This is a genomic window from Paenibacillus graminis (assembly GCF_000758705.1).
Taxonomy (GTDB): domain Bacteria; phylum Bacillota; class Bacilli; order Paenibacillales; family Paenibacillaceae; genus Paenibacillus_AQ; species Paenibacillus_AQ graminis.
Genome location: NZ_CP009287.1, coordinates 3393369 through 3408546, shown reverse-complemented (window position 1 = coordinate 3408546; position 15178 = coordinate 3393369). Strand labels below are relative to the sequence as shown.

The following is a 15178-nucleotide window of genomic DNA, read 5'->3' as shown; positions in this document are numbered from 1 at the left end:
TGGGAGTCTAAGCTCCCCTCAAATCCACTATAATGTACACGCGTACATTCTCTCACGAAGATCGGTTGGCGTCAATCCCTATTTGAACCAGGACTGGACATGCCCCAGAAAACGTTTGGTCGCCGGAGAAGCATATTTCATCGAATGCACGGCGATGCCAAGTGAACGGAAGCTGCGTTCTTCAAGCTCCAGCACGGCGACGTTATGGTTCTGGCGCTGGATGACCAGCTCCGGCAGAATACTGATGCCAAGCCCGTTTTCAACCATGGCAATAATGGCATAATCATCCCCCGCGGAGAATTTGATATTCGGCTTGATTGCTGCCTTTTCCAGCACCCTTCTGACATCGTAATCAGAACCCGCCTTGGGGATAATGAAATCCTCATGGGCGATTTGGGCAAGCGGCATATAGGGGGCCTTGCTCAGGGGATGCTCTTTGGAGAGAATGGCCAGCATCCGGTCCTGCTTCAGCGGAAACACCTCAAAATTCTCCCTTGTGGGCAAAGAAAGAAATCCGCAATCCACCACTCCGGCCTCGATCCACTGCTCAATCTCCAGATAACCGCCTTCCATGAGCTTAAACCCGATATAGGGATATTCCCTGCGGAACTGCTTAATCATCCCCGGCAGCCAGTGAACCGAAACGCTGGTGAAGGTGCCGATGGTAATCGTACCTGTCTCCAGTCCATGGATGTCTGCGACCTGCTGCTTCAGCTGCTCATTCCATTTGATGATCTCCCGGATGGGCTGGACCACCTGCTCGCCGTTGACTGTCAGCCTGACTCCCGAGCGGTTCCTCAGCAGCAGGGTGAAGCCGAATTCGGCTTCGAGACTGCTGAGCGTGTGGCTGATTCCCGATTGGGTGAAGCCCAGCACCTCTGCGGCCCGGGTCAGGCTTCCAAGCTCCACTACCTTTAGGAACACCTCATATTTGCTGATGCTCAAACTGCTATGCACCTCCTGATATTACATGATGTTTTCTCATGTATTCCATGATAAACATTCAGTTAACTTATGGATTTGAGCATATTATACTATAGTGGCTTGCAACTTGAAATGATGAAGGATGATGAAGGAATGAAGCCGCTTAAGGCTGAGCTGATGCTTTTTGTAGTAACGATGTTCTGGGGTTCTTCTTATATGTTCATGAAGATGGGCCTGGGGTCGCTCGGGGAGTTCAACCTCATTGCGCTGCGCTTTGGGCTTGCTTTTATTCTGGCAGCGATTTTGTTTCACAAACGCCTTAGAACAGTAAATGCCCGTACATTAAAATATGGGGCACTTCTGGGTTTTCTCCTGCTCGGAGTTTTTACCTGCATCACCTTCGGACTGAAGACCACTACCACCTCGAATGCCGGCTTTCTCGTCGCATTGACCGTAATTTTTGTCCCGATGATCGATGTGCTCGTGTTCAGAAAAAAAGTCTCTCCCCCACAAATCTTCGGGGCTGTTCTCGCCATCGCCGGCATTGGGCTGCTGACCTTGAACTCTTCCCTGCACATGCAGCCGGGTGATATTCTCTGCATTTTGTCCGCCGTATTTTACGCGGTGCAGATTCTGATCACAGGCCAAGCGGTAAAAACCTGCGATACGCTCAGCATTGGCATTCTGCAGCTTGGTTTCGCCGGAGGATTCGCGCTGGTATTGTCGTTTCTGTTCGAGACTCCTTCCCTGCCCTCTTCTCTGCCCGGCTGGATAGCAATCCTTGCGCTCGGCCTTTTTTGCAGTGCCTGCGGCTTCATCCTTCAGCCTGTCGCCCAGAAATATACCACACCGGCCCGTACCGGGCTGATCTTCTCCATGGAGCCGGTATTTGCCGCCTTGTTCGGATTTTGGTTTGCCGGAGAACAGCTGTCGATGCAGGGCTACACCGGTGCGGCTCTGGTACTTCTCGGCATCGTCGCCTCCGAGCTGCTTGGCAGAGCACACTGGGTCCCAGGTACATTCAAGCTGTTCAAGAAACGGCGGGCGAATCTGTAGCTTATTACCACTCCAGCCTCCTTATATATAGCGCAAAAAGAACGTCCCTTCCTGCCAACCGGCAGCAAGGGACGTTCTTTTTGCTTACAACGGTACTCCTTAGCGGACCCTACATCTGAGTTTAACTGTCTATTTTGTAGAGCTTAGCGAGCCCGCCTTCTGAAGTTTCGCGGTAACTACTGTTCATATCCAGACCTGTTTCATACATGGTCTGCACAACCAGATCAAAAGATATCTTACGGGTATCAGATAAGAAGTTGGCCAGACTCAGCGCATTGATCGCCCGCATCGCTCCCACAGCATTCCGTTCAATGCAAGGGATTTGCACAAGTCCGTTAATCGGATCACAGGTTAACCCCAAATGGTGCTCCATGGCAACCTCCGCCGCATACTCAATCTGGTCGATCCTCATACCAGACATTTCTGCCAGTGCAGCCGATGCCATAGAGCAAGCAGTGCCAACCTCCGCCTGGCAGCCGCATTGAGCACCGCTGATGGAGGCGTTCTGCTTGACCAGGTTGCCAATGAGCCCGCCGACTGCCAGAGCCCGGAGGACCTGTTCGTCCGGGACATGCTTCTTTTGCTGCATATACCGGAGCGCGGCCGGCACGACACCGCTGGCCCCGCAGGTCGGGGCCGTTACGATTGTGCCGGCGGCGGCATTCTGTTCGTTGACGGCGAATGCATAGGCGCTGACGATCCTGTTCTCCCGCGTCTCCGGACTCTCATCAATATGCCGCTGATGATACAGATACTGCGCCTTGCGTTCGACATTAAGACCGCCTTCCAGAATACCTGTAGCAGATAGCCCTTCGTTGATCGAACGCTTCATCGCTTCCCAAATCCCACTTAGAAAATCCCAGATCTGTTTGCCTTCACACTGCTCAACATAATCGCTTAGGCGGATATGATTCGCTTTACAAATTGTACTGATTTCTGCAAAGGTGTTCTCCGGGTAGACATCGGGCGCCTGCATCTCCTCCCGCCCCTCAATAACGATGTCCCCGCCGCCGATACTTAGAACACGCATAGATGTGGTTTGCCGCCCTTCTTTGTAAGCGAAAAAGTCCATGGTATTAGGATGGGGCAGAACAAAATCGGCTTGTGGAACAAATTGAATCTCCGCCCGGACGGGTGACAGTGCTCTAATAATGGCCTTGTCCGTCATATGGCCTTTGCCTGTTTTGGCAAGGGAACCATAAATCAGCGCCTTGAATTGGTCTGCGTCTTCATTTTCTGATTTGAAGATTCTGGCCGCCTTCTCCGGCCCCATGGTATGTGAGCTGGACGGTCCGCTGCCAATCTTATATAGTTCTGTCAACGATTTCATTGCACCCATCCCCCTTCTCAGTTGTCTTCAGCATGAAATCTTCCTGCTGCTGCTTGAACAACTATCGCCCATTCCTCTGAAAACGTTCCTTAATTCTATTCAGCCGCTCAAAAATCCCCTCTTCATCAATGGCCATGTCGTATAATTGGTGAGTAAGCTGGAAGCCTTGATTATTGGCGAGGGCTTCCTTCCATGGGTGCGACACAATCGAATGGGCAAGATGTCTTGTAGAGCGGGGTGCCTGCATGATCATCTCTGCCAGTTCCCGTGCACGGGGAAGAAGCTGTTCATGAGGCAGTACCTCGCTAACCAGACCGAGGTCTAATGCCGTTTCAGCGTTAATGTTCATACCCGTGTATGCGTAAAATGCCGCTTTCTTGATTCCTAGAATCTTTTGAAGTGCCAGGACGATTCCATCTCCAGGCGGTACACCGCCCAGGTAATGAGCATCGAAAAACGCTGTGCCTTCAGCACAAATGGTAATATCACAAAGCGTTCCCAGTTGCCAGTGTGATCCTGTGCCATTGATCACCCCAATGGTGGGGATGCCGATGCAATAAATCATATTTTCAATCATTCTCAATGACTCATGGTACATTTCCACTTTCCGGCTATTCGGCCAATCCATGAATTTTGTTGTCCAGACTTCAGGATTACCAATCTGCCACAACTCTCCTGTCCCTGTAAGGATCATGACCTCATTCTCTGGATCACGGCCAATATCTGACCATACATGACCATATGCTGTTTGGACCGGCCAGTCGAATTGTAACGGTCCCCCGTGAGTGTGCATACGCACTTCGAGGATGCCGCCGCTGCGGGTCATTAAGAATAAGTCTTTGTACTTCTCCGAGTACTCTTCGAATCTTGTAGGTCCCATATCTCTATTACACTTCTTTGCCCATTAGACGTCCTTGCATTTTCTTCAGTCTCTCCAGAGCACCTTCTTCATCAATGGCCATGTCGTACATTTGGTGAGCAAGCTGGAACCCTTGATCACTGACCAGAGCTTGTTTCCAAGGACGGGAGATAATTGAATGGGACAGATGTCTCGTTGAACGCGGTGCCTGCATGATCATCTCCGCAAGTTCCCATGCGCGGGGAAGAAGCTGTTCGCGGGGGAGGACTTCACTGACTATGCCCAGCTCCAATGCTGTTTGACCATTGATATTCTTGCCGGTGTATGCGTAATATGCCGCTTTCTTGAACCCTATCATGTTCTGCAGCGTAAGCAGCATTCCATCTCCAGGAGGTGTGCCTCCCAGGAAATGCGGATCAAAAAAGTCAGCGTCTTCGGTACAAATGGTAATATCACAGAGAGTCGCGAGTTCACAATGCGTTCCCGGTCCATTGACCGCCCCGATGGTGGGGATGTCGATGCAGAATATCAGATTCTCAAGCAGTCTCAGCGATTCGTGATACTGTTCGAGCTTCTTTTGCTTCGGCCAATCCATAAATTTCGTATTCCAGACCTCAGGGTCCCCGATTACCCATTTATCCCCTGTTCCGGAAATGATCATGACCTCGTTCTCAGGGTCACGGCCAATATCGGACCATGCATGGGACCAGGCTGTATGGGCTTCCCAAGAATGTTTATACGATCCTCCGTCAGTGTGCAATCGCACCTCAATGATTCCGTCACGGCGGGTCATTAATAGAAAGTCCTTGTACTTCTCCGAGTACTCCTCAAATTTGGTTGGTCCAATCATACGTCTGTCTGACATTTCAATTCCTCCTTGTTGTGTTTAGAACTTATCTATTACTTTCAAGCCAATCTCTGGCGAAAGCAGCGTAAGCCGCAGCTCCTCTATGAAGCACCTCATCCGAGAACATCGTCTTTGGATGGTGCATCGGGTAACCATAACCTTCTCCGGTATTGCCTGCATTAAGAAACACTGAGGTACTTGGCACCGCTTGTGATACAAAGGAGAAGTCTTCCGATCCCATTAATTTACCGCCGGGGATCAATTGTGCTAAACCGGTACAGGAACTGGCGCCAAAGGTGTTTCCAAGAGTAGTTCTCATTTGCCGGTTAAGTTCAGGGTCGATTTTCACCTCAGGGCAGCCCCTGGTATAAATGACATCCACCTTTGCATGAAAGATGTCTCCAATCCCTGCAGAAATTTCGTGGATACGGGTTTCGATTGTGTCACGCAATACGGCGTCAAATGTGCGTACGCTGCCTTTCATTCTGGCAGTATCGGGAATCACGTTGTTTGTAGTTCCACCTTCCATCACACCAATCGTAAGGACTGCACTCTCCATTGGCGAAACTTCGCGGCTTATGATCCCCTGCAGCGCCAGATGAAGATGAGCAGCTACATTTAACGGGTCCACCGCGGCACTCGGCATCGCTCCATGTGCCCCCCGTCCGCGGATGATGAGCTCGAACCAATCGGAAGAAGCTGAAATCGCTTCACCCGCCTCCGGCACTACAAATTGCCCTGCAGGAATTGGCATTCCAGTTAACACATGAAGCATCATGGCTGCATCCACTTTAGGATTCTCCAGAATCCCGTGTTCAAGCATCATCTTGGCCCCTTGCAAGGTTTCTTCACCCGGCTGAAACATAAGCTTAACCGTCCCGCGAAGCAGTCCTTCGTGTGCCTTCAGGATCTCCGCAGCTCCCAGCAGCATGGAAGTATGCAGATCATGACCACATGCGTGCATGTTCCCGTTGAGTGACGCAAATGAAAGCTCTGTTTCTTCTTGAATCGGCAGCCCATCCATATCCGCACGAATAAGAATCACCTTCCCGGCATGTTGTCCGCCGATGGTAACCATTAAGCCTGATTCCCCTACGGGATTGGGCTTAAGCCCCATCGTCTCCAACATTTCTTTTACATAAGCACTTGTCCGGGGCAGACTTAAATCAAGTTCCGGAATCGCATGAAGATGATGCCTGTACATGACCAATTTTTCCTGTAGCTGATTGGCCATACTCAAAAAGTCTCCCGTTTTCTCAATCACAATGAACATCTCCCACAACACAAATTGAATGAATGCAACAACAGCGTGAAACTTGCCTCCTTTTATTTTTGGACTTTTTAAGAACGGTTTTATCGTACTTTCAAATCCGTAAGATGTCAAGATATTATTAGACATTTTAAGAACAATATTTTCAAGCTGTCGGGAAGATTGAAATATCATATTTATTGTGATATAACTCTTTTGATTGAATTGTTTATGAAAGGAATCTACTATGAAAATCAAGCTGGGAATAATCACCCCTGAGACCCATATGGACTATTTCCGCGCTATTGAAGAAGAAATGCGGCCCTTATGTCAGTTTCGGTTTCTTACGATCAGCAACTTCCGGGAAACAAAAGACATATATCTGAAAAACTTAGGTTCGGTGGACGGATTTGTTATCAGTGGCAGGTTGCTTTACGAGTCAATAGGTATGGAATGTTTGGATGAGAAAATACCTGTTCACATTTTGCAGGATAATGAAAACCTTCTTTATAGAGAACTTTTCCGGCTACTGGTTACAGAACCTGGGCTTGACATCTCCAGGATCTATGTGGATTATGCATATATTATTGATTCCTTCAGGGAATTCCAAAAATACCTGACTCACGAAGGAAAGCCCATTGATAGCGGCGATCTGCTTGAACGAGTGGAAACAATGCTCGAAAACCATATAACTCTATGGGACGAAAAGAAAATAGACCTGTCCATCACGGCGTTCGGTCACTTTGTTCCAGAACTCAAAAAGCACGGAGTAAAATATATCTTAATACGGCCCACTTTGGAAAACGTTAAAGAGACCATAAGAGAGATCATCAACGAAATTACCATCCTCAAGCTTAAGAACCAGAGGGCAGTTGTAGCATGCATATCGACCAAAACATCGCAGCCGCCATCGGAAGACCAACTTCATGAGCTGAAAGTCCTTGTCAGCAGCTTTCTGCGCAGCGTGAATCTTGCAGACACGGCCCAAATTTCGGAAGGCTTTGTCAGAATATACACCACCTACGGAAATTTCATGAAAATTACCTCTAACGCGCATAACTGCACCCTGCTCGAGTATCTGGAAGAGCACATAAGCGACAAGGTGAAAATCGGGTGGGGCTCGGGGCATGAATATTTTCAAGCGAACGAAAACGCCACCAAAGCTCACAGACAGGCGAAAGCCTTTACAGGCAGCTGCAGCTTTTTTATTAACGAGAATCAGAAGGTTATCGGCCCAATGCGGAGCATGAATGTCATGCAGTTCTCTGAACAAGGGGATCCGGAAATCATCGCGTTGGCCAAAACTATCGGAATTAACAACATCAATTTGCAGAAAATCATGTCTTATGCAGAAATTATGAGAACAAATAAATTATCCTCTGAGGATGTCGCTGGGTGCCTGTCCATCACCGTCAGAGGTGCAAACCGAATCCTTAACAAGATTGAAGAAAATAAATATGTACAACCTGTATTTGAAAAACGAGAAAACAGTAAAGGGCGGCCAAAAAAATACTACGAGCTGTTGTTTCTCGACAAAGAAGGGCGCAAAATTGGAAAATGATATGCATTGTCTCATTTGCCATTTTGAGCTTCCCATTCATTTTAGTATGAGTCCTTAACATGGGCATAAAAGTGCAGCCGCCTGTCTTATATAGCGCAAAAGAACGTCCCTTCCTGCCAACCGGCAGCAAGGGACGTTCTTCATTCTTACAACATTCGTTTAAGATTAATGCCCCATCATCATAGCAGCGTCGGTCTGCTGCTCTTCCGGGGAAGGCGCAGCACCGGCTGTCTTCGGCCGGCGCAGAATCAGGCTGATGACCACACCTGCTACAGCGATGCAGCCGGAGAAGAAGAACACATCATTAAATCCAAGGACCATGGCAGAGAGCGGATTCGCGCCTGCGGCCATTTTACCCATATGAACAGCTATCTGACTGGTCAGATAACCGGTCATACCGGCCACTGCAAAGGAAACCACAACTTGCTGGGCAGCGGCGGTGAGCGGTGTAACCCGGTTCACCCATTCACGCGGCGCCGAGTTCAGCACATGGGTGTTGACCGGCATCATCGACAGACCCATGCCAAGGCCCATCATTGCCAGGCAAGACATAATAAATGGCAGGCCGGTATCCACAGTCACATTCGAAAGCATGAAAAGTGCGGTTGAAATTATACTCAGACCGACAAATACCAGCGGACGCGCACCGATTTTGTCAAACAGGCGGCCGCCCAGCGGCATGCCGATTCCGGAAGCCAGCGCCTGCGGCAGCAGGATCAGGCCGGTTTCCAGCGGAGTATAATTGCGGATCTGCTGCAGATACAGCGGCACGAAGAGCATGGAGCCGAAGAGTGCAGCCTGGGTTACCCAGCTCAGAATAATCCCCCTGGTGAAATCGGATGAACGGAATACGCGAAGCTCAAGCAGCGGATGCTTATGAAGCAGCTCTACAATGATAAACAACACCAGCGCCACACCGCCCACAGACAACCCTAGAATGGCACCCGTTGAGGACCAGCTTTCACCGCCGCCCTGATTCACACCGTAAGCAAGCATGGAGAAGGCTACCGGAGCCAGAATAATGCCCAGAATATCGAGATGGGCTCTCCCTTTAATTTCAGTCTTCGGCAGATATTTAATGCCCAGAATAATTCCTACGATTCCGATTGGCACGTTGATCAGGAAGATCCAGTGCCAGCTCACATATTCCACCAGCCAGCCGGACAAAACCGGTCCGAGTGCAGGAGCAAGCAGCATGGGAATACCCAGCAGCCCCATGATCGACCCTCTGCGTTCCGGAGGAGCCAGTCTGAAGACCATTGCCATCCCGATTGGGGCAACCATCCCGCCGCCCAGGCCCTGAATGACACGGAAGAGTACCAGCTGGCTAGAAGTTTGCGCGATTGAGCACAGCATGGAGCCGAGTACGAACATAGCAACTGTTGAAACGAATACCTGCTTCGAACCGAACCGGTCCGTCATATACCCGGCAAGCGGGATTACAGCTGCCAGGGCAAGGGTATAACCGGTAATGGCCCATTGTACGGTTTTGAGGTCAGTATTGAAATATTCTACCAGCTTGGGCACGGCTACATTAACTACGGTTCCGTCGAGGATAACCATAATCATCCCTACGATAATGGCCAGCAATGGCGGCAGTATAGCCTTCAGTGAGAAGGGCTGCTCGGCAGGAACGCCTTTCGCATTCGTTGTATTTGTCATTCTTTTCTCCACTCATTTCTTTATTTGGTTAGTATTATTGAAAATAACGTTCAAACAACCCGTCGATCTGCTCCTCAATGGCAGGAGGATTAAATACCGGGATGAAATCTGATTTGTCCTCAGGCAGGCTGGAGAGCATAATCACAGGAACAACGATTGCACCATATATCTGAAGCTGCATCATCATCAGCTTGTTTTTGTCCTGCTCACCGGTAATCTCCTGAATCGCCTGCAAAATCTTTTCAAGCCGCATCATTTTGCAATACCGCGCGTATTCATCCAGGGAACTCATAATAAGATGTCTCTGGTCAAGCATTTGTCTCGCCATTCCGGGATACCGCTTGAGTTCTTCTATATAACGGACAAAAAATCCCTTGAGCCGCTCCCTTGGCGGCAAGGTGTCGTCCTCCAGCACATTAAAGGCATCATCAAAGGTAGAGAGCAGCATCTTTACCGCATCTGCCAGCAGTTTCTCCTTGGAGCCGTAATGATAGTTGACAAGGGCGAGATTCGTCTCTGCTTTGGCGGCTATATTACGCATTGTGGCACAGCTGAACCCCTCATTGCGAATCAGATCCACGGTTGCTTCAAGGATGGTCTGTTTCGTATCCTTTTCTGTATGGGCTGCAATGTTGTGATCTCTGGTCATAAATCCGGCATTATCCCCCTTTCCTGATGTCTTGTCTAATCAACGTCTTAAACGCCGTTTAACAAGAACTAAATTTACGCCCAAAATGCGTTCCTGTCAATAGATTTTCAGAAAAAAAAGAAAGGCTCTCGTCCTTATCGCAAAGGACGAGAGCCTTCCTGCCTGTTGTATTATTTGACCGGACTGGCTGCAGCCTCACTCGCAGCAATGGGTGTCAAGGTCAACCCGGTAATTTTTCCTGTTGTGTCCACGGTCAATGTCAGTGTGGCCTCGGACTTCGCAAAGATCAGTACACTCTGGATAGTCATTCCATCCTGAACCCGGTGGCTTTCCGTAGTTTTCATTCCAAAGTAATTTCCAGCGGGAACCGCAACAGACTCCCAGGTCTTCTGGATGAGCGGAAGGAATGCCTGCTGGGACGCAGTATTGCTCAAGTAGCGTTCCTGAAGCTCCTGATATTTGCCTGCTGCAAGCAGCCCGGTTACTGCGCCTGCCGTTACCTCGGGAGCATAGATCTCGGCTTGTCCGGTGCCCGGATCATAGGAGGCAATAAGCCCTATCGCATTAAAAAAGGATAGCGGAACAAAAATGCGCTTCTGTCTGACTTCTATTTTGTCATTCAATACAACTTTATCTTTACCGTTAAGCAAGACCTCATTCCCGCTAAGCTTGAAGTCAATGGTATCTTTAATTCGTGTCAGCTGAATTTGTCCGGTGCTCCCCTGATACGTTGTTGTATATTTGAGGGCTTCGGCTGCTTCCCGCAGCGGAATCATAACGTTCGCTGCGCTTTTGTAGGCCGCTGATTCATCCAGCTGCAGCAGCTGGCCGTTCAGAATTACCTTGATATTCTCCGCGGCTTGTGCGCGCTGTGGCGGCAGTAGCCCTAACCCGGTTGCCAATAACAGAATACTGAGGATTACGGTTGCGATCTTAATCTTCACATCGATTCCACCTCTCCTGTATTTGATTGACTAGGCATTCCAGCTGCAGCAAACAGACCTTACATTAAACATTACCCATTTGCTTTGATTTTATAACACTCCTGCTTTTAAGGGAAGAATAATTTCTTAAGCCTCTGTCTATTACCAAAAGGGACGATTCCGCCCTGCCGCTCCAGCGGCTGGGGAATCGTCCCTTTTGTTAGTGCATCTGAGCTTGCGCTTTATGCTGCACAATTACACGTTTGATGAAGAAGGCCAGAATCAGGCCAATAATGGCTACGCCCATTCCGAAGATGAATGCGTTCTGTACCCCTTCAGTGAACGCAGGAAGCAGATTGGCAGGATCAGTTGGATCGGCCACAGTTTTCATGTAGTTTTTGCTACCTGCTGTCATGATGCTGACGGCAAGCGCGGTGCCGATTGCACCCGCAACCTGCTGCAGCGTGTTCATGATCGCTGTTCCATCCGGGTAGAGCTCCATCGGCAATTGGTTGATTCCGTTTGTCTGTGCCGGCATGAAGATCATCGATACACCGATCATAAGTGTGCTGTGCAGCACGATGACAAAAGCAATCGTGGATGCAGCGGTAATGCCTGAGAAGAACCATAGCGACACAGCCACGATGATCAGACCCGGAATGACCAGCCATTTCGGTCCATACTTATCGAACAGACGGCCCATAATCGGTGACATCAGTCCGTTAATAATACCGCCCGGCAGCAGCAGCAGTCCTGCTTTGAATGCGCTATAGCCTTGTCCTTGCTGCAGATACATCGGAAGGATGAGCATCGAGGACAGAATGACCATCATACAGATGAAGACCATCGCTACCCCGACGGCGAACATCGGGAATTTAAAAGCGCGCAGGTTGATCATCGGCTGCTTCATCTTCACCTGGCGGACACCGAATAACAAAAGCGCGACTACACCGATGGCAATCGCAATAATGACTTTCGGGCTTCCCCAACCTTCGGCTTCCCCCGCACTGCTGAACCCGAATACGATCCCGCCAAAACCTAAGGAAGACAGCAGAATCGACAGCAGGTCAATCTTGGGCTTGGTCACTTCGCTTACATTCTGCATGAACAGGATGCCGAAGATCAGGGCAATCACCAGAAACGGCAGTGACAGCCAGAAGATCCAGTGCCAGCTCAGGTTCTCGATCAAAAGACCGGCAATAGTCGGTCCAACCGCTGGAGCAACCATGATGACGAGGCCGATAAGCCCCATCGCCGCCCCTCTTTTTTCAGGGGGAATAATGACCAGAATCGTATTGAACATCAGCGGCAGAAGCAGTGCAGTTCCGAGCGCCTGAACCACACGGGCTGTAAGCAGGAACTCGAAACTTGGCGACATCGCAGCCAGGAAGGTCCCCAGAATTGAAAAGCTAAGGGCTGCAATGAACAACTGTCTCGTTGAGAACCACTGCAGGAGCAGCCCGGATATCGGTACGAGAATACCGAGGGTGAGCAGGTAAGCTGTGGTCAGCCACTGTGCTGTTGTAGGTGTAATTTCAAGGACCTTCATCAGATCGCTTAAGGCCACATTGAGCGCTGTCTCACTGAACATGCCGATAAATCCGGCGAGCAGCAAGGAGACAAGAATCGGTATCGTTTTGAACTGTCTTTCTTCGGTTTGTTTCTTTCCAGTCATGGCGGCTCCCACTCTATAAATCCTCCTGATAAAATATTTTTCTCTATCTTTTTTCTTGCTTAACCGAGCAATCCGGGAATCATCCTGGCAGCGGCAAGCAGCGGACCGGTGCTCCGGCAGGTCAAGGTCTGAAGCAGCGCGCCTTCAAATAACGAAACGACAACGGATGCCTTATCGGCTGCGAGTTCAGCGTCAGTTCCTTCTTCCAGCAGCCGCTGCAGAATGACATCCTGCCAATCCTTGAATACAGCCTGACATGCCTTTCTCAGTTCCTCGCTGATACACGAAGTCTCTACGGCTACCCAGAAACTAAACGGCACCATTCCTTTGTAGTCAGACTCCTCCGCATCCCTGACCATCTGCAGAATGAAATCCTGAACCGCCTGCTCTACGGCTACATCCTTCTCCACGTATTGCTTCAGCTGTCTTACCACGATCTCGCTAGTCTTATGGATGCAAGTTAATGCCAGCTCCTCTTTGCCATGGGGGAAGTAATAATACAGAGATCCCTTAGGTGAGTCGCTGTCCTTGATAATCTGACTTAGACCTGTAGCATGATAGCCTTGTGTGAAAAATAGTCTTGAAGCGGTATCGACAATCGCTTCACGCGCATTGGGCTTGTTTGACAAGCTCGACACTTCCTTTGCTTTTATAACAATCGGTCTACATAATAAAACCATGGATCATGGTGAACTGTCAATATTTATTAATTCAAATTTGAACCTCTAGGATTTCAATTGCTGCGCTGCGGTGGTTTCTTCCTCCCTAACCAGTGCTTCTCCCGGCTGCAGACTGATCATTGAAGCTTATACAACTGACATTACACAAGCCCATATGAAAAAAATATCTGCAATCCCCTCCTGCTGCCTACTCGCTTTTCTCTTCCCCGGCAATATCCCAGCGGTGCCGGAATTTCTCCAGACGCGGGTGCACGAATGCAGGCGCCTCTGACAGAATCAGCCTCAGCTTGACAATCCACTCCTCAAAAGAAGCATACGAAGCAAACTGGTTGGCTGTCTCAGGAGTCAGATAGAGAAAATATGGCGAAGGATATACTTCGCTGATATGGCGGAGCGCAGAGTCCAGCGGTGTATACTTCTTCCGCTTCCCTTCGAGGCTCTCCACGGTAATGAACGGGCGGGCCTGATCTCTTTTCCATTCATGCAGACGGTCCTCCCGCTTGTAAAAAGCAGACACCGGCTCCTTGCTCATCCGTCTTACCGTTTCTTCATGCAGCGGATACAGCACCAGCTTGGTGAACTTCCGTTCCGTTGCCGTATGGGCAGCCTGTTCCAGCTCCAGATCAGTGATATGCTCAAACGAATCATAAAATACAAGGGTTCCCTTGCGTTCGGCGGCCGGCGGCTCGTAGCCGTAAGGCACGTTCTGAATATCTCGTTTCATCTCTTGGCCTCCTGCTTAATGGTAATATAAGCTCTAGCATAGCATGCTACGCCAGCGGTTACATCATTCAGAGGTTACGATGCATCTTGCACTTGCTGCTGACAGCTTCAGCGCATGTTCCGCAACCGTCTCATAGTGTGATTTCATTTTGGGCAACAGACTGGTTTTCACAACGAAGAGAAGGCATGATTGATTTCTTATATAATAAAAGAAAAGGCAGACTGGCGCTGATTCCGCCAATCTGCCTTGCTTGCGTATAAAGCGAAGCCAGCCTTATGAACCGGCCCCCTTATATCTCTTGACACCGTAATTCCAGGACAGCAGTCCAATCCCCAGGAAAAGTGCTCCTATCACCGGAGTCAGCAGTGCCATACCCTGCATCTCCTCCCGGTGCAGAAACAATGCCGCCGGATATATCCCGACAAAAGCAAACGGAATAATCCAAGTAAGCAGGACCTGAATCGCCCGGTTATAGATCGTGACCGGATAACGGCCGTAGGTCTGAATGTTATACATCAGGGGCAGAATGCCGGTTGGTGCATCTGAGTAAAACGACAATGAAGTTAAAGTCGTATAAATCCCCGTATAAATCGCAACCGCGCTGAGTGTCAGAACAATAATCATCGGTATGGTCCACCATTCAAAAGGCAATCCCAGATTGCTGCCGCTGATCGCCATGATGACCAGTCCGATCACGGAGCCGACCAATGCCGGGGGGTCCACATTTTCGAGGAAAATCTGGAACAGGTTATGCGCCGGACGGGTCAGGATGCGGTCCATTTCACCTTTGACGATATACCGCTCGCTGAAGCCCCACATGTTCACGAAGCAGCTGAAGACGCCGAAAGGCACCATGAAGAAGCCGTATACAAACACAACCTCGTTCTGGCTCCACCCGCCAAGACTTTCAGTGTGCATAAAAATGACCAGAATAAAGATGAAGTTGGTTGCTTGAAACAGCAAATCCGACACCACCTCCACCCAAAAATCGGCACGGTACGTCAGACGTGTCTTCATATAGTTCTTCAGGTATTCAAAT

Annotated in this window: 14 protein-coding genes; 2 read left to right on the top strand and 12 right to left on the bottom strand. The window is 49.5% G+C overall.

Features of this window, described 5'->3' with window-relative positions; all coding sequences use genetic code 11:
• Positions 1-78: 78 nt before the first annotated feature.
• Positions 79-945, bottom strand: coding sequence for a LysR family transcriptional regulator (locus PGRAT_RS14185; protein WP_025708050.1), 867 nt, complete (start codon positions 943-945; stop codon positions 79-81).
• Between the two features lie 132 nt (positions 946-1077).
• Between PGRAT_RS14185 and PGRAT_RS14180 the strand changes: the two genes are divergently transcribed.
• Positions 1078-1980 (top strand): DMT family transporter, encoded by a 903-nt coding sequence (locus PGRAT_RS14180; protein WP_025708049.1) that lies wholly within the window; start codon positions 1078-1080, stop codon positions 1978-1980.
• Between the two features lie 121 nt (positions 1981-2101).
• On the opposite strand, the gene PGRAT_RS14175 is transcribed toward PGRAT_RS14180, so the two are convergent.
• From PGRAT_RS14175 to PGRAT_RS14160, 4 genes are all read right to left on the bottom strand, one after another.
• Complete coding sequence (locus PGRAT_RS14175) at positions 2102-3310, bottom strand: L-serine ammonia-lyase, iron-sulfur-dependent, subunit alpha (protein ID WP_025708048.1); 1209 nt, start codon at positions 3308-3310, stop codon at positions 2102-2104.
• A gap of 61 nt (positions 3311-3371) precedes the next feature.
• Positions 3372-4190: an enoyl-CoA hydratase/isomerase family protein gene (locus tag PGRAT_RS14170; RefSeq protein WP_025708047.1), complete on the bottom strand. Its 819-nt coding sequence runs from the start codon at positions 4188-4190 to the stop codon at positions 3372-3374.
• A gap of 7 nt (positions 4191-4197) precedes the next feature.
• The gene (locus PGRAT_RS14165) at positions 4198-5034 is read right to left on the bottom strand and encodes an enoyl-CoA hydratase/isomerase family protein (protein ID WP_025708046.1); all 837 of its coding nucleotides are present in this window, start codon (positions 5032-5034) and stop codon (positions 4198-4200) included.
• A 28-nt stretch (positions 5035-5062) separates the two neighbouring features.
• Entirely contained in the window at positions 5063-6523 is a 1461-nt protein-coding gene (locus PGRAT_RS14160) for a M20 metallopeptidase family protein (protein WP_238326891.1), read from the bottom strand.
• On the opposite strand from PGRAT_RS14160, the gene PGRAT_RS14155 reads away from it, so the two are divergent.
• The gene (locus PGRAT_RS14155; protein WP_025708044.1) at positions 6513-7826 is read left to right on the top strand and encodes a hypothetical protein; all 1314 of its coding nucleotides are present in this window, start codon (positions 6513-6515) and stop codon (positions 7824-7826) included. The genes PGRAT_RS14160 and PGRAT_RS14155 overlap by 11 nt on opposite strands.
• Before the next feature lie 165 nt (positions 7827-7991).
• On the opposite strand, the gene PGRAT_RS14150 is transcribed toward PGRAT_RS14155, so the two are convergent.
• The 7 genes from PGRAT_RS14150 to PGRAT_RS14120 form a co-directional block, all read right to left on the bottom strand.
• Complete coding sequence (locus PGRAT_RS14150) at positions 7992-9488, bottom strand: DHA2 family efflux MFS transporter permease subunit (protein WP_025708043.1); 1497 nt, start codon at positions 9486-9488, stop codon at positions 7992-7994.
• 34 nt (positions 9489-9522) lie between these two features.
• The gene (locus tag PGRAT_RS14145) at positions 9523-10137 is read right to left on the bottom strand and encodes a TetR/AcrR family transcriptional regulator (RefSeq protein ID WP_025708042.1); all 615 of its coding nucleotides are present in this window, start codon (positions 10135-10137) and stop codon (positions 9523-9525) included.
• Positions 10138-10307: 170 nt separating this feature from the next.
• Entirely contained in the window at positions 10308-11081 is a 774-nt protein-coding gene (locus PGRAT_RS14140; protein WP_025708041.1) for a stalk domain-containing protein, read from the bottom strand.
• A 199-nt stretch (positions 11082-11280) separates the two neighbouring features.
• Complete coding sequence (locus PGRAT_RS14135) at positions 11281-12735, bottom strand: DHA2 family efflux MFS transporter permease subunit (RefSeq protein ID WP_042268079.1); 1455 nt, start codon at positions 12733-12735, stop codon at positions 11281-11283.
• Between the two features lie 59 nt (positions 12736-12794).
• Positions 12795-13373, bottom strand: a complete 579-nt coding sequence (locus PGRAT_RS14130; RefSeq protein WP_337588154.1) for a TetR/AcrR family transcriptional regulator — start codon at positions 13371-13373, stop codon at positions 12795-12797.
• Between the two features lie 229 nt (positions 13374-13602).
• Entirely contained in the window at positions 13603-14139 is a 537-nt protein-coding gene (locus PGRAT_RS14125) for a hypothetical protein (RefSeq protein ID WP_025703662.1), read from the bottom strand.
• Positions 14140-14412: 273 nt separating this feature from the next.
• Entirely contained in the window at positions 14413-15156 is a 744-nt protein-coding gene (locus PGRAT_RS14120; protein WP_174469057.1) for an ABC transporter permease, read from the bottom strand.
• Positions 15157-15178: the final 22 nt, after the last annotated feature.